Raw genomic sequence first — 25,131 nt, 5'->3', positions numbered from 1 at the left:
GCCCCGGCGGGCGGCTCACTGGCGGCGGGACATGTTCCAGAACACCGCGATCGGGAATTCGATCACGTTCTGCAGCTCCGCCCGATAGGCGGCCGGGGCCGAGAACTGGCCGCCCAGGATGTAGTTGACGTTGTCGTGGAAGGCCAATTGCAACTCGTCGGCGAGCTTGGCGCGTTCCTCCGCCGTCCGCGCGCGGGCCAGCTTGGTGATGAGCTCGGTCTGGCGCTCATCGCAGGTCCAGCCCGAATAATCGGCGCAGTTGTAGGCGACGCCAGGATTGGCCAGCGGGTTCACGAGGTCGACACCATTCCAGATGATGTTGACGACGCTCCAGCCGCCTTCGTTGACCGGGCCACGGTTGAAGCGGCGCTGGGCGACGGTCGCGTAATCCGATGTCGCCAGCTGCACGTTGAAGCCGGCTCGCTTCATCTGGTCGGCGATGACCAGGCCCATCGGGTTCAGCAGCGCCGAGCTCTGCGAATGCAGGAACACCACCGGTTCGTTGTTGTAGCCGGACTCACGCAACAAGGCGCGCGCCCGCTCGGTCCCCGCATTCTGGAAGATCGCGGCGCCGGCGCTGGACTGGCTCGGTGTGTTGCACATGTAGAGGGATTCGCAGGAGTTCAGGTACATCTCCGGCGGCAGCCCGATCGAGGCCACCACCTCCTCCTGGATCACCGCCGCCTGTGCTGCGCGGCGGACCAGCGGATTGTTGAAGGGCGGCTGCGCGTGATTGAGGCCGATGATCGCCATGATCTGCCCGGCGCCGCTCGGCTGGGCCAAGGTGATGTTCCGGTTGCGCCGCATCGGCGCGATGAAGTCGGCCGGGATGATCTCCAGGAAGTCCATCTCATTGGCCTGCAGTGCTGCGACGCGCGTCGCCTGGTCAGGCATCGAGATCAGATCGACCCGGTCGAAATGCACGACCTTGCCACCGGCGAGGCCCGAGGCGGGTTCGGCGCGGGGGTGGTAGCGCGGGTTGCGGCGGAAGGTCGCACGCTCGCCTGGCCGCCAGCCCGCCTGGTCGAACAGGAAGGGGCCGGAACCGACCACCTCGGGCACCGCTGCGGAGGCAGGCAGATTGGCCAGCCGCGCCGGCATCATCACCGGGATGGTGTGACCAGGCTTGCCCAGCGCTTCGAGGACATAGGCATAGGGCTCGCGCAGCTTCAGCTCAAAGGTGCGGGCGTCGATGACGTTCAGGCTTTCGGCGACGCGCATGATCTGCACGCCCAAGGCCTCGCGCTGCGCCCAGCGGCGGATGGAGGCGACGGCATCCTCGGCCGTCACCGGCTTGCCATCGCTCCATTCCAGCCCGTCGCGCAAATGGAAGCGATAGGTCAGGCTGTCGTCGCTGATCGTGTAGGTATCGACCATCTGGGGCTGGTAGTTCCCATCGGCGTCGATCGCGAAGAGCGTGTCGTAGACGAGGTAGGCAAAGACGCGGGTCGCATTGATCGTGGTGACGATCGGGTCGAGCACCTGAAGTTCGGTGTTCAGCGACACCCGCAGGGTTTGCTCCGCCCGCGCGGCCCCCAGGGCCGCGGACAGGGCAATCGGCACAAGCGCGAGCGCGCGGGCCATACGGCGCAGAATCATAACGGGCCTCTCCATCAAAGCTGTGGGCTGCATCTGGAAGGCCGTGTGGGGCGTGGCTTTGGCGTCGTTGCGCCGAACAGATGCCGGCCCAGGCTTTGTGCCGGGCCGGATAGGCAACCTTATTCCGCGGCGATGGCCGGCTCGGCCTTGCGCAGGTGATCGTAGTTCCGGCCACGGAACCAGGCCATGTATTCCGCCGTGGTCTGGGCAGGAAAGCGCGGGGCCTCGCCTTCGATGGCGCAGCTCGGCAGGCATTCCACCAGCGTGTTCGCATTTGGATGAAAGAAATACGGAATGGCGTAGCGCGGCTGGTCGGAGACGTTGAAGGCGCGGTGCGGCGTCGAGAGGAAACGTCCATTGGTCCAGCGGTTCAGGATATCGCCGGTATTGACGATGAAGGTGCCCTCGATCACCGGCGCGTCGATCCAGACGCCGTCCTGGCGGCGGATCTGCAAGCCCTGCACCTTGTTCTGCGCGAGCAGGGTGAGGAAGGTGGAATCCGTGTGCGGGGCGATGCCGAACTGGTTCTCGGCATAGGCCTTCACCGGCGGATAATGGCTAAGGCGCAGCGTGCTGAAGGGCGCGTCGCATTTTTCGGCGAAGTAGTCGGCCGGCAGGTCCAACGCCAGCGCGTAGAGCGGCAGCATCTTCTGCGCCAGCGTCTCAAGCGCCGCGTAATAGGCGAGGGCCGATTCACGGAAGCCGGGCAGGTCGGGCCAGCGGTTGCTCTCCTCAGCGTCCTTGCCCTCACGCTTGATGAAGAAGGCCTCGTTTTCGTTCGGCTCCGGGTTGGTCACGATCGCCGAGGCGCGCGAGGTGCTGCCGCGGATCGGCAGATAGCCCTGCATGGCCTTGTCGACCATCAGCTCCATCTTTTTCTCGATCGGCTGCGCATGGAAGGCCGCGGCGGTCGCGAAGGTGCGGTCGATCAGCTCCTGCGGCACACCATGGTTGCTGATGTACATGAAGCCGACCGTCTCGCAGGTCTCGCGCAACTTGGCCGCGGTGGCCTCGGCCGCACCTGGCTCGCCGGCGAGGAAGGCGCCGAGGTCGATGACGGGGATTTCGGGAGTCGTGGCGTTGGGTTCGGTCATGGGGGCTCCGCCGATCAGCCGCGAGAGCCCGTTGCCCCCGCCTTCGACGTGTTACACTCACGGCCGGCCGGGGCGGGGTCAAACCAGAAGAACTCAGTGATGGATGAGAGAAATTCATCCTGAGGACGAGATCACACCAGCTGCGCGCTGATCTCCTCCGCCTCCGCCCGCAGCAAGGGCAGCACCCGTTCGTGCAGGATCACCGCCGAGCCGCGCTCGGTATGCATCCCGAGGTTCAGCGCCGCGACCACGCGGCCATCGTAGCGCCGAAGCGGCACGGCGAGGGAGCGGAAGCCGATCTCCGCCTCCTGATCCACGAGTGCGAAGCCCTGCGCCCGCGTCTCCAGCACCTGGGCGCGGATCGCGGCCGGGTCGAGTTCGGTGAGCCGCGTCACTGGCTCGGGCCGCAGCCTGGCGAGGAAGGCCTCAAGCTCCGCATCCGGCAGCCCGGCGAGCAGCACGCGGCCGAGCGCGGTGCAGAAGGCCGGCAGGCGCCAGCCGACTATGGTGGTGACGTTCAGCATCGGCGTCGGCTGGCCATAGGCGATGAAGACGATCTCCTCACCATCCAGCACCGCGGCCGAACAGGGTTCGCCGATCGCGAGGCTCAGCCGCTCGCAGCGCGGTTGCAGGATCGTGGAGGCGCCATTGCCGCCGAGGTAGCCGGCCGCGAGCCGCAGTACCCGCGGCGTCAGGCGGAACAGCCGCCCATCCGTCTCCAGATGGCCAAGCTGGGCCAGGGTCAGCAGCGCGCGGCGCGCGGTGGCGCGCGGCAGGTCCACCACGCGCGCGACCTCGGCCAGCGTCATTTGCCGCCGCTCCGGGCCGAAGGCCTGCAGCACGGCGAGGCCGCGTGCCAGCGCTTCAAGGAAATCCGGCCCCGCGGCCCGCCGGCGTTCGGCGTCCTGCGGGCGAAGCCGCGCCATGGTCTGCGTTCCTTTTTGCCCACTTCTCCTCGCATGGGAGGCTTGCGCCTGCCGCGCGGCGATTGCTAATATCGCACAAGTGTTCGGTCATCGAACAGCTGTTATTCCGACCGTCGTTTACCGGGGGCACCCGCGATGATCTCCGCCGAACAGAATGAGCGCCTGACGCGTGTTGGCCCGGGCACGCCGGGCGGCCACGTGCTGCGCCACTACTGGCAGCCGATCGCCTTGCTCGACGAGTTGGACCCCAAGCGCCCGGTGCGCGCGGTGCGCGCGCTTGGCCAGGACTTTGTGTTGTTCCGGGACGAGACGGGGCGCCTTGGCCTGCTCGATCGCGACTGCCCGCATCGTGGCGCGGACCTGGCCTTTGGACGGCTGGAGGATGGCGGGCTGCGCTGCCCCTTCCACGGCTGGCTGTTCGACGCCGCGGGTGCCTGTCTCGACACGCCGGCCGAACCGGTGGGCAGCACGCTGTGCAGCCGCATCCACCAGCGCGCCTATCCGGTCGAGGAACGCAGCGGCATCGTCTTCGCCTACCTCGGTGAGGGCGAGGCGCCGCCTTTTCCCGCCTTCGATTGCTTCGCGGCACCGGCCACACATACCTTCGCCTTCAAGGGGCTGATCGACTGCAACTGGCTGCAGGCGCTGGAGGTCGGCATCGACCCCGCGCATGCCTCCTTCCTGCATCGCTTCTTCGATGACGGCGATGCGGCCGATGCCTATGGCAAGCAGTTCCGCGCGACCTCGGATGGCTCCGACCTGCCGATGACCTATGTGCTGCGCGAGTTCTCCCGCCCGCGGATCGAGGTGGAGAACACCGATTACGGGCTGCGGCTGTTCGCGCTGCGCGAGATCAACGATGCGACGATGCATGTGCGGGTGACGAACCTGTTCTTCCCGCAGGCCTTCGTCATCCCGATGAGTTCGGAGATGACCATCACCCAGTGGCACATGCCGGTGGATGATGAGAGCTGCTACTGGATCGCGATCTTCACGAGCTTCGCGGGTCCGGTGGACCATGCGGCGATGCGTGGCCAGCGCCTCGCCTCCTACAGCCTGCCGGATTATTTGCCGAAGCGCGGGCGGCACGATGACTACGGCTTCGATGCCGAGGAGCAGGCCAGCGCGACCTACACGGGCATGGGCGAGGACATCAACACCCACGACCAATGGGCGGTGGAATCGCAGGGCAAGATCCAGGACCGCACCCGTGAGCATCTGGCCAGCACCGACAAGGCCATCGCCGCCAATCGCCGCCTGCTGCTGCGCGCCATGGCCGCGATCGAGGAGGGCCGCCGCCCGGCGCTGATGCAGGATGCGGCCACCGCCAGCCTGACCGGCCCCGGCACCATCGATGGCATGGCGCCGAAGGCGATCTGGGAACAGCACTGGAAAGATGCGGTGACCCGCCGCCGCGGCGCCGCCCCCTGGGCTCCTCCGGCGCTCGCCGCGGAGTGAGCTTTTCCGAACGCCACGGGCTGCACAGCGAGGCCGCCCGTGCCGATGTCCTCCGCCAGATCGAGGCGGCCGGACTCGGCGTCATCCGCCTCGTCTTCCCCGATCAGCATGGCATGCTGCGCGGCAAGACGATCGTCGCCTCCGAGGCGAAGCGCACCTTGAGCGAGGGCGTGGCGATGACCACGACCCTGCTGCTGAAGGATACCTCGCACCGCACCGTCTTCCCGGTCTTCACCGCCGGCGGCGCCTTTGGCGACAAGGCGATGGAGGGCGGCGCCGATGTGCTGCTCATCCCCGACCCTTCGACCTTCCATGTGCTGCCCTGGGCGCCGCACAGCGGCTGGATGCTCTGCGAGGCGCATTTTCCTGATGGCCGCGTGGTGCCCCATTCCACCCGTGGGCTGCTGAAGCGGATCATCGCCGAGGCCGAGGCGGCGGGCTTCGACTACATCGCCGGGATCGAGGTGGAGTTCCATCTCTTCAAGCTGCTCGACCCTCGTCTCGCGCCCGAGGATTCCGGCCAGCCCGGCACGCCGCCGGATGTGGAATTGCTGACCCAGGGCTACAACTACCTGACTGAGTTGCGCTACGACCAGCTTGATCCGGCGCTGGAGATCCTGCGGCGCGAGGTGCAGGCGCTCGGCCTGCCGCTGCGCTCCATGGAGGTCGAATACGGGCCGAGCCAGGTCGAATTCACCTTCCAGGCGCAGGGGGGCCTCGCCTCGGCCGATCTGATGATGCTGTTCCGCTCGGCGGTGAAGCAGGTCGCGCGGCGGCATGGCTACCACGCGACCTTCATGTGTCGCCCGAAGATCCCCAATGTCATGTCCAGCGGCTGGCATCTGCACCAGTCCCTGGTCAGCCGCGCGACGGGCATGAATGCGTTCATCGGCGACAATGGCGCGCTGCTGTCGGAGACGGCGATGCACTACCTCGGCGGGCTGCTGCACCATGCGCGCGCGGCCGCGGTCTTCTCGACGCCGACCATCAACGGCTATCGCCGCTACCGGCCCTATTCGCTGGCGCCGGACCGCGCGATCTGGGCCGTCGACAATCGCGGCGTGATGGTGCGCGCGCTCGGCACGCCGGGCGATGCCGCGACGCGGCTGGAAAACCGGGTCGGAGAGCCGGCGGCGAATCCCTATCTCTATCTCGCCTCGCAACTGGCCTTCGGGCTGGATGGCATCGCGGAAAAACGCGACCCCGGCCCCTCGGCCGATACGCCGTATGAAACTGAGGCCGCGATGCTGCCGCGCAGCCTGGCGGAGGCCGTCGAGGCCCTGGCGCAGAGCACCGTCGCGCGGCAAAAATTCGGCAGCGGCTTCATCGACTACCTCCTTCGCATCAAGCGCGCCGAGATCGCGCGCTTCGAGGCAGAGGTGACCGCCTGGGAACACCGCGAGTATTTCGAACTGTTTTGAGGAAACGGCGCCGGGCGACAGACCCGGCCCGCGACAGGGGCGCAGTACACGGCGAACAGGTCAGGAGCGATCGTGGATTTCCTGGAACTGAACGCCGTTACCAAGGACTTCCCCAGCCGTTCCGGTCCGCCGGCGCGGGTGATGGATGGCGTCTCGCTTGCGGTGCGGCAGGGTGAGTTCATGGCGGTGCTCGGCCCCTCCGGCTGCGGCAAATCCACGCTGTTGCAGATGGCGGCCGGGCTGTTGCCGGTCAGTGCGGGCGAGGTCCGCATCGCCGGCCGCCGTATTTCCGCGCCACCGCCGGAAGCGGTCTATGTCTTCCAGCAATACACCCGCTCGCTGCTGCCCTGGCGCAATGTGCGCGACAATGTCGGCTTCGCCGTGGAACACCGCCTCGGCCGCCGCCGCGCACGCGATGTGGCGGAGGTGCAACTGGGCCAGGTCGGGCTCGCGGGGTTCGGCGACCACTTCCCCTGGCAATTGTCGGGCGGCATGCAGCAGCGGGTCGCCATCGCGCGCGCGCTGGCGGCCGAGCCCGCGATGCTGCTGATGGACGAGCCCTTCAGCGCGGTGGATGCGCTGACCCGGCTCGACCTTCAGGCGCTGATCCTCGACATATGGACGCGGCGCCAATTGACGGTGCTGCTGGTGACGCATGATGTGGAGGAGGCGATCACTTTGGCCGACCGCATCGCCGTGCTGACCCAGCGCCCGGCCAGCGTGGCGCAGTTGCTGGAGGTCGGCATTGCCCGCCCGCGCGATCCGGTCACCACGCGCGAGCTGCCGCGCTTCCTGCAATTGCGGCACCAACTGCTCAACACCTTGCTGGCGCGCCATGAAGCTTAGCCGGATCTGGCCAGGCCTCGTGGTGCTGGCGCTGCTGCTGGCGGGGCTGGAGGCGGCGGTGAATGCCGGCCTGATCCGCCGCGCGTTGATGCCTGCGCCCTCGGCGATCGCGCCGGTGCTCTGGGGGCTGCTGGAATCGGGGGAGGTGCTGGAGCCGCTGTTCGCGACCCTGCGCCTGGTCTTTGCCGGCTTTGCCATCGGCAGCGTGCTTGGCATCGCCGTGGGGCTCGCGATGGGCTGGTTCCCGGCGGCGTTCCGGCTGCTGGAGCCGCTGGTGGAACTGCTGCGCCCGATTCCCAAGGCGGCGCTGGTGCCGGCGCTGATGCTGTTCCTCGGCATCGGCGAGACGATGAAGATCACCTCGGTCTCGCTCGCCGTGCTCTTCCCGGTGCTGGTGAACACGCTGCAGGGCGTGCGTGGGGTGGATCGGGTGATGCTCGATGCTGCGCGCACCCATGGCTGGGGGCCGGCGCATACCTTGCTGCATCTGGTGCTGCCCGCGGCGCTGCCCTTCATCCTGGCGGGGATGCGCATCAGCCTCGGCCTTGCGCTGGTGTTGGCGGTGCTGGCCGAAATGCTGACGGGGCAGGGGGGGCTCGGCTTCCTCATCCTCGACATGCAGCGCAGCTTTCTCATTCGGCAGATGTATGCCTGGCTGGTCATCCTGGCCGTGGTCGGGCTCGCGCTGAACGGCCTGTTCCTGTTCGTCGAACGCCGGGCCCTGCATTGGCAGCCGGCGCTTCGTCCATGATGTCCCATGAGGAGAACCCGCCCATGACCCAGATCACCCGCCGCGCCGCGCTCACCCTCGCTGCCCTGCCGCTCGCCGCCCCGCCGCTGCTTGGCCAGAACCTGACCAAGCTGCGCGTCAGCGTCATCCCGGTGCTGGATGTCGCCCCGCTGCATGCGGCGATCCGCGAAGGCTATTTCGCCGCCGAAGGCATCGAGATCGACACCTCCACCACCACGGGCGGGGCGACAGGCCTGCCCGGGCTGATCGCCGGGCAGTTCCAGGTCACCTTCTCCAACACCGTCTCGATCCTGCTTGGCGTGCGTGAGGGGCTGGATTTCCGCTTCGTCTCCGGCGCCTCGCGCGGGGCGATGACCCCGCCCGACATCTTCGCCGTGATGGCGAAGAAGGGGTCCGGTATCCGGTCGGGCAAGGATCTGGAGGGCAAGCGCATCGCCTCCAACACCCGCAACAACATTGTCTGGCTGCGCGGCATGGCCTGGGTCGAGAAGACCGGCGGCGACTGGCACCGCGTCACCACCGTCGAGGTGCCCTTCCCGCAGATGGCCGATGCGCTGGCCGGCGGGCGGATCGATGCGGCGATCCTGAGCGAACCCTTCGTCGCCGGGGCGCTGGCGACCCATGGCGACACGCTGGAGCGGATCGGCTGGCCGATCAGCGAAACCGCGCCCGGCGGTACCAATGCGCAATATGTCGCGATGAAGGATGAACTGAACGCGCATGGCGAAGTCTTCGATCGCTTCGGCCGCGCGCTGCATCGCGGCGTCGATTGGGTGAATGCACGGCTGACCGATCCGGTGCTGCTGGAACTGATCGCGGGCTTCTCCCGCGTGCCGATCGAGCGTCTGCGCCAGGTTGCGCTTCCGGCCTATCCCAAGGGCGTCACGCCGGGCGAGCTCGACGATCTGCTGGTCAGCATGAAGCATTTCGGCATGACCGGGACCTATCCCGCGACCTCCTCGCTCATCTTCCGCACCGCCGCGGTCTGATGCGGCTTTCGGCACGGCCTTCCTCCGGCGTTGTCCTGGTGGCGTGCCTGCTGTTGCTGTGGGAGGTCTCGGCGCGGCTGGATTGGATGCATACGCCGAACTGGCCGCCGCTGACCGATGTGCTGGTGGCGCTGGCGCATGACACGCTGACCGGCGAACTGCCCCTGCTGGTCGGCGGCACCTTGTGGCGGATGGCGGCGGGGCTCGCCGCGGGCGGGGCTGCCGGCGTGGTCGTGGGGATGCTCTTCGCGACGCTGCCGATGACGGCGCGGCTGTTCGGCCCGATGGTGGAGCTGGTGCGCCCGATCCCGATCCCGGCGGTGATCCCGCCGCTGGTGCTCTTCCTCGGGCTCGACAACACCATGAAGGTGACGGTGGTGGCGCTGACCGTGTTCTTCCCGGTGCTGACCAATACCATGCAGGGCGTCGCCGCGGTGGAGGCCGATACCCTGGCCATGGGCCGCACTTTCGGCATCGGGCCGTTGCGCCGGGCGCTGCGGATCACGCTGCCGGCGGTGCTGCCCTACATCCTCGCCGGGTTTCGCGTGTCGTTGGCGCTCGCGCTGGTGGTGGCAGTGGTGGCCGAGATGATCGCGGGCGAACAGGGCATCGGCCACTACCTGGTGATGATGCAGTTCGCTGGCCGGGCGCCGGAGATCTACGCGACCGTGCTGGTGCTGGCGGTGCTCGGCTATGGGCTGAATCGCGCCTTCCTGGTGATGGAGCACCGAACCATCCATTGGTGGTTCGCGATGGGACGACAGGCCGATGGCTGAGGGGCGACAGGGCATGCATATCGCGGTCATCGGCAATGGCATCGTCGGCACGGCCACGGCAGCCTGGCTGCAGCGCGATGGGCACCGGGTCAGCTTCGTCGATCCCTTGGGGCCGGCAGAGGCGACCTCCTTCGGCAATGCCGGTTCGCTTTCGCCCTCCGCCTGCCTTCCCGTTGGCATGCCGGGGATGTGGAAGAAGGTGCCGCAATGGCTGCTCGACCCCTTGGGGCCGCTGGCGGTGCGCTGGTGGTATGCGCCCGTTGCCGCCCCCTGGCTGCTGCGCTTCCTGAAGCATTCCTCACGCGATGAGGTGGTGCGGATCGCAACCGCCCTGCGTGGCCTGCTGACGCCGATCTTCGAGTGCTACGAACCCTTGTTGCAACGCGCCGGCGCCACGGCGCTGATGACGCGCAGCGGCTGCCTCTATGTCTATTCGGGGCAGGAGGCGGCACGGCAATGGGCCTGGGGGATGGGGCTGCGGCGCTCCCTCGGCGTCACCATGCGCGATGTGGCTGAAGAGGAGCTGGTCGCGCTGGAACCGGATCTGAAAGGGCAGTTCCGCTTCGGGATATTGGCGCCCGAGAATGGTTCCACCCTCGATCCCGCCGCACTGACCCGTGCGATCTTTGCCCAATGCGAGCGCGATGGTGCGACGGTCGTCCGCCGGCGCGTCACCGGCTTCCGCCAGGCGGGGGGAAGCGTCACCGGCCTGGTGCTGGACGGCGGCGAGACCATGGCCTGTGACGGCGTGGTGCTGGCCGGCGGCGCCTGGTCAGCCCGGATCGCCGACAGGCTCGGCCCGTCGATCCCACTGGAAACGCAACGCGGCTATCACGTCACCGTCCAGAGCAACAATCTCGCGCTACGCCACACGGTGATGGCGGTCGAGCACAACCTCATGGTGAATCCCATGAGCATGGGTCTGCGGCTTGCGGGCTCGGTCGAATTCGCCGGGCTGCGCGCGGCGCCGGATTTTCGCCGCGCACAGGTGCTGTTGCAGCATGGCAAGGCGATGTTCCCGCATCTGGACGTGTCCCGCACCAGCGAGTGGATGGGCCACCGACCCTGCCTGCCCGACAGCCTGCCGGTGATCGGCCGCGCGCCGCGTGTCGACAATGCCTGGTTCGCCTTCGGCCATGGCCATATCGGCATGTGCGGTGCCGCCAGCACCGGGCGCGAGATTGCCAATCTGGTCGCCGGCCGCGCGCCGCAGATCGACCTCGCGCCCTTCGCGCCGACGCGGTTCGCGGCGTGAGCATCGCGGCTGCCTATGACATCGCCTGTGATGTGGGCGGCAGCTTCGTCGATGTCGTGGCGCATGCGCCGGGGCGCGCGCCGCTGCTGCTCAAGCGGGCGCATCCGCCGGGCATGGCGCTGCCGTCGCTGATCGCGGCGCTGCTCGGGGAGATGGGCATCGCGGCAGCCGAGGTGGCGCGGCTGCGGCTTTCGACCACCCTTGCGACCAATGCTTTGGCCAGCGGCACGGCATCCCCGGTCGCGCTCGTCACCACGCAGGGGTTCTGCGACGTGCCCGAGCTTGGGCGGCAGTCGCGGCGCAACCCGGATGCGCTGTATCCGCCGCCGCCGACGCCGCCCTGGCTCGCGCCGCGCGGCTGGCGGATCGAGGTCGCGGGCCGCATCGGGCCGAAGGGAGAGGAGGCGGTGCCGCTCGGCACCGTGGCGCTGGACCGGCTGTCGCGGCTGCCGCAGGGCGCAGCCGTTGCGATCTGCCTGTTGTTCTCCCCGCTGAACCCCCTGCATGAGCTTGCGGTGGCCGAGGCCATTGCCATCGCACGGCCCGACCTGCGCCTTTCTCTCTCGCATCGCGTCGATCCGGGGTTGCGTGAATTCGAGCGCATGCTGGCGACACTGGCCGATGCCGCGCTGAAACCGCTGCTGGCGGAGGCGCTGGCGGGCTTCGACACCGCCCCCTGGGTCCTGCGCGCCGAGGGCGCCGTGGCGCCGCTGGCCGAGGCGCTGGCACAGCCGCTGGGTCTTGCCATGTCCGGCCCCGCCGCCGGGGTGCTGGCGGTCGCCGCCTGGGCCGAGGGCGATGCCATCGGCCTCGACATGGGCGGCACCACGACGGAGATCAGCCTGGTCCGATCGGGCCGGCCACTGCCGGCGCGGGAGATCGGCATCGGCGATCTGCGGCTGCGCTGCCCCTCGCTCGACATCGAAAGCCTGCCGCTTGGCGGCGGCACCACGCTGCGTCTGGAGGGGGGGCGCATTCGCCTCGGCCCCGCCGCGCGGCCGGCCTGTTGCGGCGGCGACACCGCGACGCTGACCGATGCGGCGCTGGCGGCGGGCTGGTTGCCGGAGACGCTCTCGGGCCTTGCGCTGGATGTCGCGGCGGCGCGCGCGGCGCTGCATGCGGTCTTCGGCACGGCCGATGGGCTGCCGGCCCTGGCTCTGGCCGAGGCCAGCATTGCCGAACAGGCGCGCCGCATCGCGCTGCGGCGTGGCATCGATCCGGTGCGGGCCGTGCTGGTCGCGGGCGGCGGCGCCGGGCCGCTGCATGCGGCGGCGATCGCCGCGCGGATGGGGACGCGGCGCGTGCTGGTGCCGCCGGCACCGGGGCTGCTTTCGGCGACCGGGCTCGCGATGGCGCCCGCGGGGGCGGGGCTGGAACAACCCTGCGACCTGCCGCTCGACGCCATCGCCGAGTTGCTGGCGCCGGCGGCGACGCAGGCCGCGGCGCTGACGCAAAAGCTCGCCACCTGGGGCATCGCGGCCGAAGCGCGGCACGTGTTGGAAATGGCCTATGCCGGCCAGTCCGAGACCCTGCCCATTCCCTGGCGGCCGGGGGAGGCCATCGAGACCCTGGCCGCCCGTTTCGATGCCGAACATGCGGCCCGCCGTGGCCATGCGCCCGGTGGCGCCCGGCGCATCCTGGCCTTGCGCAGCCTGGCGCGGGCCGTGCTCGGGCCCTCGCCGGGCCGCTTGCCCGTCACGGTGGCGGCCGCACGCCCCGGCGCCCTGCCGCGCCATGCGCTGAATGCCCCGGCCGCCGGCCCGCTGCTTCTCGATGGTATCGACGCCACCATCCGGGTGCCGCCCGGCTGGATGGCGACCCCCCGTGCCGATGGCGCCTTGCTGCTGGAGGCGGTGGGTTGACCAGCCTCCAGGCCGCCGCGGAGCGCGACATCCACCGCCTGGCGCTGGAGGGCCTGGCCGATCGCATGCAGGACAGCCTGCTCGCCGCGGCCCTCTCGCCGGTCGCGCGGGAGGGGATGGATTGCGCCGCCGCCTTGTTCCTGCCGGATGGCCGGGTGCTGGCCCAGGCGCATTCGCTGCCCTTGTTGCTGGGCGGCATGATCCCGGCCATCGCCGGGCTGCTCGCCGCCTTCCCGGCAAAAAACCTGGCCGAGGGCGATGGGCTGCTGACCAACGACCCCTGGTCCGGCGGCACGCATCTGCCCGATCTGATCGTCGCCCGCCCGGCCATCGCCGAGGGGCGCGTCATCGCCATCGCCGCGACCATCCTGCACCACCAGGATGTCGGCGGCATCGCGCCGGGCTCGGTGCCGCCGGATGCCAAGGACATCTTCCAGGAGGGGTTGCGGCTGCCCCCGCTGCTCTGGCGCCGGGGCGGGGTGGAGGATGCCGGCATCGCCACCATCCTGGCCGCCAATAGCCGCACGCCGGGCATGCTGGCCGGCGATCTTGCGGCGCAATGGGCGGCGGTGTCGCTGGCCGCGCGCGAACTCGCCGCCATGGCCGGGGCGATGGGGGCGGATGCCTTCGCCGCCGCCGGGCAGTCCTTGCTCGACGAGGCGCGAGACACGTTGGCCAGCGCCCTCGACACCCTGCCGGAGGCGGAGGCCAGCGCCGAGGATGCGCTGGAGGGCGATGGCCGCAGCGCGACGCCGGTGCCGCTGCGCGTGACCCTGCGCCGCCTGCCGGGGCCACGGCTCGCGGTCGATTTCACCGGGTCGGCGCCGCAGACCGAGGGGCCGGTCAACGCGGCCCCGTCCGGCCTGCTCGCCGCCTGTTTCGCGCTGCTGCGGCGGATCGCGCCGGAGGCGCCCGCCAATCACGGGCTGCTGGAGCTGCTCGACCTGACCTTGCCGGAGGGCAGCGTCGTCAATCCGCGCTTCCCGGCGGCGGTGAATGCGCGCACGGCCACGGTCAAGCTCGCCTGCAACGCGCTGTTTGCCGCCCATGCGCGGCTCTCCCCGGTGCCGGTGCCGGCGCCCAATGCCGGGGTCGCGGTGGTGCTGTCCTTCGGTGGGCGTGACGAGGCGGGCACGCCCTGGATGTTCACCGAGATCCTGGCCGGCGGTGCTGGTGGCGGGCCGCTGGGGCCGGGGCTGCCCGCGCTTTCGGCCGATGTCTCCAACGCCCGCAACCTACCCGCCGAGATGCTGGAACGCGCCGGCCCCGTCCGCGTCGAGGAGATCGCCTGTCGCGCCGGATCGGGCGGCAGCGGGCTGCATCCGGGCGGGGAGGGGGTGCGCCGGGTCTATCGCCTGCTCTCCGGCCACGCCGAGATCTCCTATCGCGGCGAGCGGCACCTCTCCGGCGCGCCGGGCGCGCAGGGGGGCGGGGCGGGGGCCCCAGCCGCGGCCCGCATCATCACGCCGGACGGCGGCGTGCGGCACTTGCCGTCCAAGGCCCGCATCCCCTGGGAGGCGGGCCAGCTCTTCATCATCGAAACGGCGGGTGGCGGCGGTTGGGGCCGCCCCCGGACACCCCAAGGAGAATCGACATGACGCCTGTCCTCACCCGCCGCGCGCTGGGCGCCCTTGCCGCCATCGGCCTTGCCACGCCGGCACTGGCGCAGCCCTGGCCGGCGCGGCCGATCCGCATCGTGGTGCCCTTCCCGCCGGGCGGCAGCACTGATTCGCTTGCCCGGCGGCTGGCCGAGCGGCTCACCACCAGCCTGGGGCAGACCGTTCTGGTCGAGAACAAGGCCGGCGCCGGCGGCACCACGGGGTCGGATCACGTGGCCAAATCGCCGCCTGACGGGCTGACCTTGCTGATGGGCGTGACCGGCAGCAACGCGATCGCCGGCAGCCTGTTCCGCAACCTCGCCTATGATCCGGTGACCTCCTTCGCGCCGATCTCCCGGCTCGTGTCCGCGCCGCTGGTGCTGGTGGTGAACCCGGCGATGCCGGTGCGGGACCTGGCCGGCTACATCGCGGCGGCCAAGGCGGCACCGGGCACCCTCACCTATGCGACGCCGGGCAATGGCACCTCGATGCATCTGACCGGGGTGTTGTTCGAGCAGATGGCGGGGGTGAGCCTGATCCACGTGCCCTATCGCGGCTCGGCCCAGGCGCTGACCGATCTGATGGGCGGGCAGGTGGCCTCCAGCTTCGGCGACTTCCTGGTCATGCTGCCGCAGAACCGCGCCGGCACCATCCGCCCGCTGGCGGTGACCTCGATGACCCGCCATCCCCTGTTGCCCGAGGTGCCGACCATGGACGAGGCCGGGCTGCCGGGCTTCGAGGCGGCCTCCTGGCAAGGGTTGTTCGCACCGGCCGGCACGCCGCCCGAGATCGTCGAGAAGCTGTACACCGAGGTGAAGGCCGCCATGCTCGCGCCCGAGATCCGCGACAGCTTCGCTTCCCAGGGCTTCATCATCGAGGCGACCACGCCCGCCGATTTCACCGCCTTCGTGGCGGCGGAGACGAAGCGCTGGGGCGAGGTGGTGCGGGCCGGGAATGTGACGTTGAACTGACCTGGTTGCTTCGTGCGGTCCCGGTCCATATGACAGGCCTCCCAACCGGAAGGCCTGGACATGGACAAGGACGAACTGACCGGCTGGGCGCTGGCCAATGGCTGGCAGATGATCGGCGGCAACCCCTGCCTGACCAAGCCACGCGCGCCCAAGGAGGCGATCGTGCGCATGGTGCTCAAGGCCACGGTCGTGAATATCGAGGTGAAGAAGCCCGCCGGAAAATGGGAGAAAATGTCCGGCGAGGCCTATGGCAAGATCGTCGCCGACCCCGATACCGGGCTCCCGCGTGGTCTCGGCCTCGAGACCATCACGGGCTTCACCATGCTGATGCAGGACAACAAGGATCGCATGGTCTTCGCGAAGATGACCGGCAAGATTTGATCCTGCTTCAGGCGTGCAGCGCGGTCGGAACGTCCTGGCCGAAGTAGGCCCGTTCCAGCCGGTGCGGCAGGTCGGCCTCATTGGCCTTCGCTTCCAGCACGATCCGCCCTTGCGCCATCGCATAGACGCGATCGGAGACCGCCAGCGCCTTCTCGATCAGCTGTTCCACCAGCAGCACGGCGGTGCCGGCCGCGCGCAGGTCACTGACCACGGCCAGCACACGATCCACCAGCACGGGCGACAGCCCGGCCGAGGGCTCATCCAGCATCAGCAGCCGCGGGCGCCGGATCAGCCCCTGGGCCACCGCCAGCATCTGCTGCTGGCCGCCGCTCAAGGCGCCCCCCTTGTCGTGGCGCTTGGCGGCGATCTCGGGGAAGGTTTCGAGGACCTCCTCGATCCGCGCCGCGCGCTCGCGCCGTGGCAGGTCATAGGCCGCGAGCAGCAGATTGTCGGTCACGCTGATCTGGGTGAAGACGCGATGGCCCTCGATCACATGCACGAGCCCGGCGCGCGCGGATTCCCGCGGCCCCGCATCCCGCATGTCGCGGCCATCGAAGCGCACGCTGCCCGCCGTCCAGGGCAGCAGCCCCGCGATGGCGCGCAGCAGCGTGGTCTTGCCCGCACCATTGGGGCCGAGCAGGGAGACCACCTCGCCGGGGGCGATCCGCATGTCGATGCCATGGAGCACGGCGATCTTGCCGTAGCCGGCCTCGATCCCGCTGACCTCGAGCAGGGTTTCAGGAACCGAGATAGGCACTGACCACCTCCGAATGCACGCGGATCTCGGCCGGTGTGCCGGCCGCGAGCTCGCGACCGAGGTTCAGCACCGTGACGTGATCACAAATGTCGAAAATCAGATCGGCATGGTGCTCGACGAGCAGCACCCCGGTGCCCTGGCGGCTGATCGCGCGGATCAGCAGCCCGAGGCAGCGGATCTCCTCCACCGACAGGCCGGCGGCGGGTTCGTCCAGCAACAGGAAGCGCGGGCGCAGCATCAGGGCGCGGGCGATTTCCAGGAAGCGGAGTTCGCTGTGCTGCAAACGATCCGCGCGAACCTCGGCCAAGCCGCCGAGGCCGACGATGTTCAGCGCCAGCATCGCGTCGTGCCGCAACATCGCCTCGTCGCGCCGATGGCGCGGCAGGCTCAGCAGGGATTCGACGAAGCTGCCCTGCCCACGGATCGCGCCGCCAACCATGACGTTCTGCAACACGGAGGCTTCACCGATCAGACGCGGCGTCTGGAAGGTGCGGGCGATGCCTTCGGCGGCGCGGGTATGCGGCGCGCCCACGGCGAGGGGCTTGGTCCCCAAGGTCACGCTGCCGGCCTCCGGCCTGTAGAAGCCGCAGATGACGTTGAGCGTGGTGGTCTTGCCCGAGCCGTTCGGCCCGATCAGCCCATGCACCTGGCCCGGTTCGATCGCCAGATCCAACCCGTCGATGGCCCGCACCCCACCGAAGCTGAGCACCACGTTCTTGAGCGTGATGGCGCCCGGGGTGGTGCGATCGCCGAGGATCTCGGGCAGCAGTTCGGGGCGGGGGATGATGGTGCGATCCGCCTCGATCTTCCGCCGGCTGCGGAAGTCCAGCAGCGAGGCGATCCCGCCCGGCACGGCCAGCACGATCAGCAGAAGCAGCGCCGCGTAGAGGAAGGTGGACCACACCACCAGCGGTGCCGCGAATTCCGGCAGCCAGGTCAGCACGATGGTCGCGATCAGCGGCCCGAGGATCGACCCGCGCCCGCCGATCAGGATCGAGATGAAGAACATCACCGACAGTTCGAAGGTGAAGGCCTCGGGGCTGATGTAGGATTGCAGCGTGGCGAAGAGCCCGCCCGCGAAGCCCGCGCAGGCCCCGGCGAAGAGGAACACCGAGCCCAGCAGCAGGGGCTTGGAGATGCCCGCCGATTCCGCCGCCACATCCGCATCGCGGATCGCGACCAGCGACCGACCGAAGCGGCTATGGGCCACATTCGCGGTGATCCAGGTGCAGAACACCGCAACGCCCAGGCAGAACAGATAGAAGCCGATGATGGTGTCGAACGGTGCCGGCAGCACCGGACCGGGGACGCCGATGCCGCCGCCGGTGACATCCTGCCAGGCCAGCGCGATCTGCGTCACGATGGTGGCGAAGCCGAGCGTCGTCATCGCGAAGTAGAAGGTCCGCAGGCGCAGGGCCGGCAGCCCGACGATGAAGCCGAACACCGCACCGACCGCCGAGGCGATGGCCAAGGCGACGAAGGCCGGGAAGGGGGTGGTGACATTGCCCAACACCAGCACGCTGGTCGTATAGGCGCCGAGGGTCAGCATCGCGACCCAGCCGATCGCAAGCTGCCCCGCGAAGCCGACCACGAGGTTGAGGCCCGAGACCAGTACCCAATAGATCGCGGCACGCGTCGCGATCAGGGTCCAGTAGTCATTGCTGACCGCGGGCAGGATCAGCGCCGCGGCAAGGATGCCAAGGAAGGGCAGGAGCTGGCGGAGCATACCCATGCTTCCGCGCTTGGCCGCTGCCGGCCGGGCGGGGGCGTTGGTCACGGCGCTCATACCCGGCGCTGCGCCGGGGCGCCGAACAGGCCCTGCGGTGCCACCAGCAGCACGATGATGAAGACGCTGAACACCGCGACCGAGGCAAAGACGCCGCCGACGGTGAAATTCGCCGCCTGCTGAAACACGCCGAGGCCGAGGCCGCTGATGATGGCGCCGCGATTGTTGCCGAGGCCGCCGAGGGCGACCGGCACGAAGCCGTAGAAGTTCAGCATTGCGCCATTGGCGAAGAAGGCCAGCAGCAACTGCCCCGAGGCGAAGCCCGCGAGGCCGCCGATGACGCCGGCGAGCGCATAGCTTGCCATCCGCAGGTTGCGCTCCGGCAGGCCGAGGGCGCGGGCAGCGAAGTTGTCCTCGGCGATGGCGAGGAAGGCGCGGCCGATCAGGGTGCGGCGATACAGCAATTCCAGTCCGACCACCGTCGCGGCGCAGGCCGCGATCGGAAGCCAGAACTTCTCATCCCCCACACCGCCGTCCCGGAACCCCAGGAGGGTGGGGAAGGGCTGCGGTTCGGTGCTCCAGTTGATGGCGGTGAACTGCTGGATCAGCAGCGCCAGCGCCAGGGTTGAGAGCACGTACAGGTGCTGCTCCAGGCTTTTCAGCACGGGGCGAACGGCGATGATCTCGGTCGCCACACCCACGAGGGCACAGCCCGCGAGGGTGAGTACGAAACCAACGATCGATGGCAGCCCGAGGACGCCGATGAAGGCGGCCCCGAGCACGCCGCCGAGCATACCCAATTGCCCGGCGGTGAAGCTCATGACGCGGGACGCCGAGAACATGACATTGTAGGTCACTCCGATCAGCGCATAAACGGCGCCGACCGCGAGGCCTGACAGGAGGATGGCAGGCAGCATGGCCCCGGGCGTCCCTTTTCAGTCGATCAGACGTAGCCGGGCGCGAGCTTGTAGGCGCCCTGACGCTGCGAATTGGCTTCCGACATGACGAGATCGCTCTGCGGCAGGCCGTTATGCTGCTGCGGCGTCCAGGTGTAGCTGGCGTAGAGCCCCGGATACGGATTCTGCTTGTTCCAGAAGTCGATCATCTTCAACGGATCGGTGCCACCGGATTCCCGCACCGCGGAGGCGATGACGTTGATGGCGTCGACGCCGCATACGATCCACCACAGGGTGCTGTCGTCCAGGTTGATCTTGCCCTGGATGCTGTCCACGAAGGTCTGCACATGGCCCGGCAGCTTGCCGTCGGGGCCGTAGCTGCAGTTCTTGAAGCCCAGGATGTAGGTCTTCTCCCAGTTCTGCGGCTTGGCGATCAGCTGGCCGACCTCGCCCGAACCCATCGCCGGATGGCCGATCAGCGGCACGTCCCAGCCCATGGTGGCGCGGACGTTCATGATGCGGGAGATGAGGCCGGGGGAGACGGTCCAGATCGTGATCGCCTCCGCGCCCGCATTGCGCATGCGCAGCATGTCGGGGGTCAGGTCGGGCTGCGTCGCATCGATCTGGCCGCGATAGACCACTTCCGCATTGCGCTTGGCGAAGGCGGCGGAGGAGCTGTTGACCGTGGTGGTGCCATAGCCGGTGGTGTCGCCGACCACGGCGAACTTCTTCAGCTTCAGGATGTTCACGCCGTAATCGCTGACGGCGTCATCGATCTGGCTGTTGGAGGGCGCCATGCGGAAGGCGTTGGGATAGCGCGCCGGATCGATCAGCGTGTCCACGAAGCAGGGATGCAGGTTCGGCATCTTCGCGCGGCCGATGATCGGCGTGGTGGCCAGCGATTCACCGGAGTTGGTGGGGCCCCAGATGGCATGCACGCGGGCGCGGCTGATCATTTCCTGCGCCGCGTTCACGGCCTTGGTCGGATCGCCCTGGGTGTCGCGGACCACCAGCTCGATCTGGCGGCCACCAATGCCGCCGGCGGCGTTGATCGCATCCGTCGCATGGCGGATGCCGCGGTCGAAGCCGATGGCGGGGGCAGAGCTGGGGCCGGTCAGCGCGGCGAGCCAGCCGATGCGGATGGGCTCGCTCTGCGCGAGGGCTGGGGCGGACAGCCCGAGGCCGGAGGCAGTGGCCAAACCGGCCCCGCCCAGGGTCAAACCGCGGCGTGTGATCTTCATGGTGTCGTCCTCCTGTTTAGTGATTGCTCCGGCGATCCGTCGTGGCGGCGCCGGGTTTATTGGCCCTTCAGGTGCCGGACGTAGTCCTGGTTGAAGGTGAAGCCCCAGCCGGGACGTTCCGGCACCAGCGCATTCCCGGCCTCGAAGCTGAGCGGCTCTGAGTAGAGCGGGGAAAACCATGGCATGTATTCGAGGTAGATGCTGTTCGACAGCGCACCGAGCACCTGGATGCTGGTCTCCGGGAACAGATGGCTCGACACCGCGACATCATGCGCCTCGGCCATATGGCCCACCCGCATGAATTCGCTGACGCCGCCGACCCGTTGCAGATCGGGCATCAGGATATCGGCCGAGCGCAGCTCCAGCATCCGGCGGAAGCCGTAGCGGGTGTATTCCGTCTCCCCGCTCGCGATCGGCGTGTCGAGCGCCTCGGCCACCCGCGCCAGGCCGTCCAGGTCCCAGGCGGGCAGCGGCTCCTCGAACCAGGTGAGGTTGAATTCCTCCAGCATGCGGCCGAGGCGGATGGCCTGGGCCTCGGTCTGGCCCTGGTTGGCATCGGCCATCAGCGCGATGTCCGGCCCGATCGCGTCGCGCACGGCACGGACCCGGGCGGCGTCCACCTTCGGATCGGCGCTGCCGAGGCGCATCTTCATCGCGCGGAAGCCCTGGCCGACGAAGGAGTGTGCCTCCGTCACCAGTTCATCCACCGAGCGCGACAGCCAGAGCCCGCCACTGTGATAGGCCGGCACCCGATCCTTCGCGCCGCCGAGCAGGCGGTAGATCGGCTGCCCGGTGGCCTTGCCGAGCGCATCCCACAGCGCGCCATCGATCGCCGAGATGCCGACCACCGACACGCCCTTGTGGCCCAGGAAGTTGATGTCGGTCCAGGCGCGCGCCCAGAAGCCGGCGATGTGCCCGGCATCCCGGCCGATGATCATGTCGGAGAGATCATCCACCATCTGGCGCAGCACCTTGGTACGGCGGTCGTTGAGGGTGAAGATCAGATTCTCGCCGGTGATGCCTTCATCCGTGCGAAGCGTGACGAGGATGCAGCCGAAGCTCGCAAGCTGGCCGAGGGCGCTGCCGATCGGTTCAGGCAAGGTGATGACGAGCGGGGTGGTCTCGACGGAGGTGACCTTCATGCCGCGGCCCTCGCCTCGGTGCGGGTGGGCGGGGCCCTGGTGTAGCGCGCGAGCACCGCGGGATCGGGGTCACAGCCAAGGCCGGGCCCGGTCGGCACCGCGACCTTGCCATCCTTGGCGCGCACCCAGGGGTCGAAGGGATTGGCCTCCATCTCCATCCACAGCACCTCGATCAAGGGGCGTTCGGCCAAGGCGGCGGCGATATGCAGGGTGGCGATGAAGCCGGGGCCGAAATAGGGGCAATGCGGCACCACCTCGACGCCATGGGCGCGGGCCAGGGCAAAGACCTGAACCATCTCACCGATGCCGCCGATCTTGGTGACGCTGGGCTGGGCTTTGTCGATGGCGCCGGCCTGCATCAGCGTGCGGAAGCCGAACAGGCCGGCGGTGTTCTCCCCCGCCGTCAGCGGGATGCCATACATCCGCAGGCTGGCCAGGCCCTCCGCATCCTCGGGCGGCCAGACCGGCTCCTCCAGCCAGGCGAGGCCGGTGTCGGCGAGGCTCTCGGCCATCTCGCGGGCGATGGGCGGTGTCCAGGCGCAGTTCACGTCCAGCATGATGGCGGCATCCGGGGCGGCGGCCTGGGCGGCCAGCACCGCCTCGCGCGTCACCTCATGCAGCTTGATGTCGCGAAAGCCCTGCGCCCGGGCGGCGGCGGTGTTGCGCGTGACCAGATCGAGATCCCCGCCATAGGAGAGCAGGCTGGAATAGGCCGGCAGCGGGCCTGGGGTGCTGCCGCCGAGCAGGCGCCAGATCGGCTGCCCGCTGCGCTTGCCGAGCAGATCCCACAGTGCGATCTCGATCCCCGACCAGGCATAGACGAAGGGGCCGTTCCGCCCGAGCAGATGCGTGCCATGCAGCACCAGACGCGTCAGCGCATTGATGTCGCCGGCATCGCGGCCGACCACCAGGGGCGCCACGATGCTGTCCAACGCGGCCTTGGTGGAGGCAATGGCGGCATGGCCGAAGGCCTCGCCCCAGCCGACCAGCCCATCCTCGGTCTCGACCCGGACCAGCAGGATCTCAAGCCGGTCCCATGGCTGGCCCGCGAACAGGGGCTGCGGCCCCCCCATCGTGAAGGGCAGCGCCACGATGGAACTCTCGATGGATGTAATGCGCATGGACGTCCCATTACCTGTCCCCGCCTTCTGAATCTGTGCGGAGTGGCTGGAGCCTGGGGCCGTATGAAAATAAGATCAACCCAAAAATTATCGATTGGATGTAAGTTCAACTGATGGAATTGAGCTTCCGACAGCTTGAGGTGATTCGCGCCGTCGCCCGCCATGGCGCCGTCACCCCCGCCGCGGCCGATCTCGGCGTATCGCAGCCGGCGGTCAGCATGATGCTGCGCGACTGTATGGCCGCGGCCGGGTTTCCGCTGTTCATCCGTGGCCAGGGGCGGCTGCAGCCGACGCCGGAGCTGCGGATCTTCCTGGAGGATATCGAACGGGTCTTCTCCGGGCTGGAGCGTATCGATCGCCTGGTCGGCGACATCCGCGACACCAGCGTGGGCTCGGTCGTGATCGCGGCCACGCCCACCCTGGCGGACAACCTGCTGCCCGGCGCCATCGCCGCCTTCCGCCGCGCCCGGCCGCGCATCCAGATCACCGTCCAGACCATGGACAACCTCGCCACGGTCGATGCGGTGACGCAGGGGGGCGTCGATTTCGGCCTGGTGCTGACCCCGATCGCCGAGGCCGATGCGCGCCTGGTTCCGCTCTGCACCGAGGCGCTGATCTGCGTCGTGCCGCCCGGCCATCCGCTGGCCGGGCGGGGGGCGGTGGGGCCGGGCGACCTTGCCCCCTATCCGCTGATTTCCTTCAGCCGCAGCCTGCCGCTGGGCCGGCTGGTGGAGCAGAGCTTCCAGGAAGCCGGCGTGCCGCGGCGGATCTCGCTGGAGGTCAACCAGTCCTCGACCGCCCTCGCGCTGGTTCGGGCCGGCGTCGGGGTCGCGGTGATCGACCCCTTCCTTTTGATGGAAAACCACCAGGGGGTGGTCCGCCTTGCCCTCACCCCGCGGAGCGAGGTGCAGGCCCAGGCGCTCATTCCGCGTGAGGGCAATCTGTCACGCCCGGCGCTGATGCTGCTCGCGGCGGTGCGCCGGCGGGCCGCGACGCTGGAGGCTGCGGCCCGGGGGTGATCGCGACGGGCCGGCTCAGGCTCGGCGCGCCTCGGCCGCCTGCGCGAACAGGGCCTGGGTGCGGTCGAGCGGCAAGGGCCGTCCCAGCAGGTAGCCCTGCACCAGCCCCACCCCCAGGGCACGCAGCGTCGCCAGCTCCTCGGGCGTCTCGACCCCTTCGGCGATGATCACCCCATCGGTTTCCCGCGCGAAGCCCATCAGCGCCGAGGCAAGCGCCTGGCGGGCCGTGTCGCCATCGATGCCCTGGATCAGCCCGCGATCGAGCTTGATGATGTCTGGCCGGAGCTGGAGGATATGGTGCAGGCCGGAGTAGCCCGAGCCGGTATCATCCACCGCGAGCCGCGCGCCCCGGTGCCGCAGCGGCGTCAGCACGGCGGAGAGTGCCTTGTAGTCGCTGATCCGGGCGTGCTCGGTGATCTCCAGCACGATGCGGTCCATCGGCATGCCGTCCAGCGCCGCGAGGAAGGGTTCGCTCAGCATCGTCTCCGGCGAGGCGTTGACGGCGACATAGACGTCGTCGGGCAGGCTCGGCAAAGCGGCCAGCGCCTTGCGGATGGCAAAGACTTCCAGCTCGATCCCCAAGCCTGCCTCGGCGGCCTCGGCGAACCAGATATCGGGGGGGCGGATCGGCGTGGCGCTGAAGCGGGAGAGGCATTCCAAACCGACCGGACGCCCCGTCTCGATATCCCAGATCGGCTGATAGGCGATCGTGAGCTGATCCTGCTCCATCACCGCGGTCACGCGGGCGCGCTTGGCCGCGGCACGATCGGCGGCATCGGCCTCGCGGCCGATCTCGAAGGCCGTCATCTCGGCGAAGACCTTCATCATCTGCAGGTCCCGCTTGTTGAGCGAGGCATCGGCCAGGAAGCCGAGGCAGCAGAACATGCCGTAGAGCCGGCCATTGGGCAGGCGGATCGGCACGCTCATATGCGCGCCGATCGGGACCGCGCCGGTGATCGGCAGGGACAGCGCGAGGGGCTCGGCTGCCGTATCCGGGATCAGCTCCGGCAGGCGCCCCTCCAGGATATGGCGGCAATAGACGTCGTCGAGTGAATGGGAATCCCCGACCTTGATACGGGCCTCCTGCCCCGGGGCATCGACCTCCCGGAACACCGAGCGGTTGTCCACGAATTCGGAGACATAGGCGACTTCCATCCCCAGATGGGACCGCACCGCGTTCAGGGCGCGCCGGATCGTCGCCGCGGAGTCCCCGCCGGACGCGTCACCTGCCGAGATCAAACCGTGCAGTCCCGGCAATTGAGCGGCCTCGGCCATCTGATGCATTCCCTGTCTGACCATCGC

General features: G+C 69.0%; 22 protein-coding genes. 12 read left to right on the top strand and 10 right to left on the bottom strand.

Going from position 1 to position 25,131, the window contains the following annotated elements; all coding sequences use genetic code 11:
- Positions 1-15 precede the first annotated feature (15 nt).
- The 3 genes from C8P66_RS13215 to C8P66_RS13205 form a co-directional block, all read right to left on the bottom strand.
- Positions 16-1,599, bottom strand: a complete 1,584-nt coding sequence (locus C8P66_RS13215; RefSeq protein ID WP_158537244.1) for an ABC transporter substrate-binding protein — start codon at positions 1,597-1,599, stop codon at positions 16-18.
- 119 nt (positions 1,600-1,718) lie between these two features.
- Complete coding sequence (locus tag C8P66_RS13210) at positions 1,719-2,693, bottom strand: isopenicillin N synthase family dioxygenase (protein ID WP_111398745.1); 975 nt, start codon at positions 2,691-2,693, stop codon at positions 1,719-1,721.
- 131 nt (positions 2,694-2,824) lie between these two features.
- On the bottom strand, positions 2,825-3,619 hold the full coding sequence (locus C8P66_RS13205; protein WP_111398744.1) for an IclR family transcriptional regulator domain-containing protein: 795 nt from the start codon (positions 3,617-3,619) through the stop codon (positions 2,825-2,827).
- 135 nt (positions 3,620-3,754) lie between these two features.
- Between C8P66_RS13205 and C8P66_RS13200 the strand changes: the two genes are divergently transcribed.
- The 11 genes from C8P66_RS13200 to C8P66_RS13150 all read left to right on the top strand — a co-directional run bounded on the left by C8P66_RS13200 (position 3,755) and on the right by C8P66_RS13150 (position 15,927).
- Complete coding sequence (locus C8P66_RS13200; RefSeq protein ID WP_111398743.1) at positions 3,755-5,077, top strand: aromatic ring-hydroxylating dioxygenase subunit alpha; 1,323 nt, start codon at positions 3,755-3,757, stop codon at positions 5,075-5,077.
- The gene (locus tag C8P66_RS13195; RefSeq protein WP_211314136.1) at positions 5,074-6,498 is read left to right on the top strand and encodes a glutamine synthetase family protein; all 1,425 of its coding nucleotides are present in this window, start codon (positions 5,074-5,076) and stop codon (positions 6,496-6,498) included. Before C8P66_RS13200 ends, C8P66_RS13195 begins: the two co-directional genes overlap by 4 nt.
- Before the next feature lie 72 nt (positions 6,499-6,570).
- Positions 6,571-7,344 (top strand): ABC transporter ATP-binding protein, encoded by a 774-nt coding sequence (locus tag C8P66_RS13190; protein WP_146422852.1) that lies wholly within the window; start codon positions 6,571-6,573, stop codon positions 7,342-7,344.
- Positions 7,334-8,095, top strand: a complete 762-nt coding sequence (locus C8P66_RS13185; RefSeq protein WP_111398741.1) for an ABC transporter permease — start codon at positions 7,334-7,336, stop codon at positions 8,093-8,095. Before C8P66_RS13190 ends, C8P66_RS13185 begins: the two co-directional genes overlap by 11 nt.
- A gap of 23 nt (positions 8,096-8,118) precedes the next feature.
- Positions 8,119-9,084: an ABC transporter substrate-binding protein gene (locus C8P66_RS13180; RefSeq protein WP_158537243.1), complete on the top strand. Its 966-nt coding sequence runs from the start codon at positions 8,119-8,121 to the stop codon at positions 9,082-9,084.
- Between the two features lie 38 nt (positions 9,085-9,122).
- On the top strand, positions 9,123-9,860 hold the full coding sequence (locus C8P66_RS13175; RefSeq protein ID WP_158537242.1) for an ABC transporter permease: 738 nt from the start codon (positions 9,123-9,125) through the stop codon (positions 9,858-9,860).
- A gap of 13 nt (positions 9,861-9,873) precedes the next feature.
- Entirely contained in the window at positions 9,874-11,115 is a 1,242-nt protein-coding gene (locus C8P66_RS13170; RefSeq protein ID WP_111398738.1) for an NAD(P)/FAD-dependent oxidoreductase, read from the top strand.
- Entirely contained in the window at positions 11,112-12,977 is a 1,866-nt protein-coding gene (locus tag C8P66_RS13165; protein ID WP_158537241.1) for a hydantoinase/oxoprolinase family protein, read from the top strand. Before C8P66_RS13170 ends, C8P66_RS13165 begins: the two co-directional genes overlap by 4 nt.
- Positions 12,974-14,575, top strand: coding sequence for a hydantoinase B/oxoprolinase family protein (locus tag C8P66_RS13160; protein WP_211314135.1), 1,602 nt, complete (start codon positions 12,974-12,976; stop codon positions 14,573-14,575). Before C8P66_RS13165 ends, C8P66_RS13160 begins: the two co-directional genes overlap by 4 nt.
- Positions 14,572-15,546, top strand: a complete 975-nt coding sequence (locus tag C8P66_RS13155; protein WP_111398736.1) for a tripartite tricarboxylate transporter substrate binding protein — start codon at positions 14,572-14,574, stop codon at positions 15,544-15,546. The genes C8P66_RS13160 and C8P66_RS13155 overlap by 4 nt, the downstream gene beginning before the upstream one ends.
- A 60-nt stretch (positions 15,547-15,606) precedes the next feature.
- Positions 15,607-15,927, top strand: a complete 321-nt coding sequence (locus tag C8P66_RS13150; RefSeq protein ID WP_111398735.1) for a hypothetical protein — start codon at positions 15,607-15,609, stop codon at positions 15,925-15,927.
- A 7-nt stretch (positions 15,928-15,934) separates the two neighbouring features.
- On the opposite strand, the gene C8P66_RS13145 is transcribed toward C8P66_RS13150, so the two are convergent.
- Genes C8P66_RS13145 through C8P66_RS13120 form a run of 6 tightly spaced genes read right to left on the bottom strand, consistent with a single transcriptional unit; the run spans position 15,935 to position 22,810 of the window.
- Positions 15,935-16,684 carry an ABC transporter ATP-binding protein gene (locus C8P66_RS13145; RefSeq protein WP_111398734.1) on the bottom strand — a complete coding sequence of 250 codons (750 nt, stop codon included), beginning with the start codon at positions 16,682-16,684 and terminating at the stop codon, positions 15,935-15,937.
- Complete coding sequence (locus C8P66_RS13140; RefSeq protein ID WP_211314134.1) at positions 16,665-18,410, bottom strand: branched-chain amino acid ABC transporter ATP-binding protein/permease; 1,746 nt, start codon at positions 18,408-18,410, stop codon at positions 16,665-16,667. Before C8P66_RS13140 ends, C8P66_RS13145 begins: the two co-directional genes overlap by 20 nt.
- A gap of 56 nt (positions 18,411-18,466) precedes the next feature.
- Entirely contained in the window at positions 18,467-19,327 is an 861-nt protein-coding gene (locus C8P66_RS13135; protein WP_111398732.1) for a branched-chain amino acid ABC transporter permease, read from the bottom strand.
- 26 nt (positions 19,328-19,353) lie between these two features.
- Complete coding sequence (locus tag C8P66_RS13130; protein WP_111398731.1) at positions 19,354-20,547, bottom strand: ABC transporter substrate-binding protein; 1,194 nt, start codon at positions 20,545-20,547, stop codon at positions 19,354-19,356.
- A gap of 56 nt (positions 20,548-20,603) precedes the next feature.
- Positions 20,604-21,689, bottom strand: a complete 1,086-nt coding sequence (locus C8P66_RS13125) for a mandelate racemase/muconate lactonizing enzyme family protein (RefSeq protein WP_111398730.1) — start codon at positions 21,687-21,689, stop codon at positions 20,604-20,606.
- Positions 21,686-22,810 carry a mandelate racemase/muconate lactonizing enzyme family protein gene (locus C8P66_RS13120; RefSeq protein WP_111398729.1) on the bottom strand — a complete coding sequence of 375 codons (1,125 nt, stop codon included), beginning with the start codon at positions 22,808-22,810 and terminating at the stop codon, positions 21,686-21,688. Before C8P66_RS13120 ends, C8P66_RS13125 begins: the two co-directional genes overlap by 4 nt.
- Positions 22,811-22,923: 113 nt before the next feature.
- On the opposite strand from C8P66_RS13120, the gene C8P66_RS13115 reads away from it, so the two are divergent.
- On the top strand, positions 22,924-23,829 hold the full coding sequence (locus C8P66_RS13115) for a LysR family transcriptional regulator (RefSeq protein WP_111398728.1): 906 nt from the start codon (positions 22,924-22,926) through the stop codon (positions 23,827-23,829).
- A 15-nt stretch (positions 23,830-23,844) separates the two neighbouring features.
- Here the strand turns inward: C8P66_RS13115 and C8P66_RS13110 are convergent, their stop codons facing one another.
- Positions 23,845-25,104: a sensor domain-containing phosphodiesterase gene (locus tag C8P66_RS13110; protein WP_111398809.1), complete on the bottom strand. Its 1,260-nt coding sequence runs from the start codon at positions 25,102-25,104 to the stop codon at positions 23,845-23,847.
- Between the last annotated feature and the right edge of the window lie 27 nt (positions 25,105-25,131).

Source organism: Humitalea rosea, from assembly GCF_003253705.1.
GTDB lineage: Bacteria > Pseudomonadota > Alphaproteobacteria > Acetobacterales > Acetobacteraceae > Humitalea > Humitalea rosea.
The sequence above is the reverse complement of the archived record's forward strand: the minus strand, read 5'-3'. Positions and strand labels throughout refer to the sequence as shown.

Coding starts and splice junctions, on each gene's coding strand:
- C8P66_RS13205 (WP_111398744.1), bottom strand. CDS start 3,619: ATGGCGCGGCTTCGCCCGCAGGACGCCGAACGCCGGCGGGCCGCGGGG.
- C8P66_RS13135 (WP_111398732.1), bottom strand. CDS start 19,327: ATGCTGCCTGCCATCCTCCTGTCAGGCCTCGCGGTCGGCGCCGTTTAT.
- C8P66_RS13170 (WP_111398738.1), top strand. CDS start 9,874: ATGCATATCGCGGTCATCGGCAATGGCATCGTCGGCACGGCCACGGCA.
- C8P66_RS13180 (WP_158537243.1), top strand. CDS start 8,119: ATGACCCAGATCACCCGCCGCGCCGCGCTCACCCTCGCTGCCCTGCCG.
- C8P66_RS13120 (WP_111398729.1), bottom strand. CDS start 22,810: ATGCGCATTACATCCATCGAGAGTTCCATCGTGGCGCTGCCCTTCACG.
- C8P66_RS13150 (WP_111398735.1), top strand. CDS start 15,607: ATGGACAAGGACGAACTGACCGGCTGGGCGCTGGCCAATGGCTGGCAG.
- C8P66_RS13185 (WP_111398741.1), top strand. CDS start 7,334: ATGAAGCTTAGCCGGATCTGGCCAGGCCTCGTGGTGCTGGCGCTGCTG.
- C8P66_RS13200 (WP_111398743.1), top strand. CDS start 3,755: ATGATCTCCGCCGAACAGAATGAGCGCCTGACGCGTGTTGGCCCGGGC.
- C8P66_RS13155 (WP_111398736.1), top strand. CDS start 14,572: ATGACGCCTGTCCTCACCCGCCGCGCGCTGGGCGCCCTTGCCGCCATC.
- C8P66_RS13210 (WP_111398745.1), bottom strand. CDS start 2,693: ATGACCGAACCCAACGCCACGACTCCCGAAATCCCCGTCATCGACCTC.
- C8P66_RS13140 (WP_211314134.1), bottom strand. CDS start 18,410: ATGCTCCGCCAGCTCCTGCCCTTCCTTGGCATCCTTGCCGCGGCGCTG.
- C8P66_RS13115 (WP_111398728.1), top strand. CDS start 22,924: ATGGAATTGAGCTTCCGACAGCTTGAGGTGATTCGCGCCGTCGCCCGC.
- C8P66_RS13130 (WP_111398731.1), bottom strand. CDS start 20,547: ATGAAGATCACACGCCGCGGTTTGACCCTGGGCGGGGCCGGTTTGGCC.
- C8P66_RS13125 (WP_111398730.1), bottom strand. CDS start 21,689: ATGAAGGTCACCTCCGTCGAGACCACCCCGCTCGTCATCACCTTGCCT.
- C8P66_RS13110 (WP_111398809.1), bottom strand. CDS start 25,104: ATGGCCGAGGCCGCTCAATTGCCGGGACTGCACGGTTTGATCTCGGCA.
- C8P66_RS13215 (WP_158537244.1), bottom strand. CDS start 1,599: ATGATTCTGCGCCGTATGGCCCGCGCGCTCGCGCTTGTGCCGATTGCC.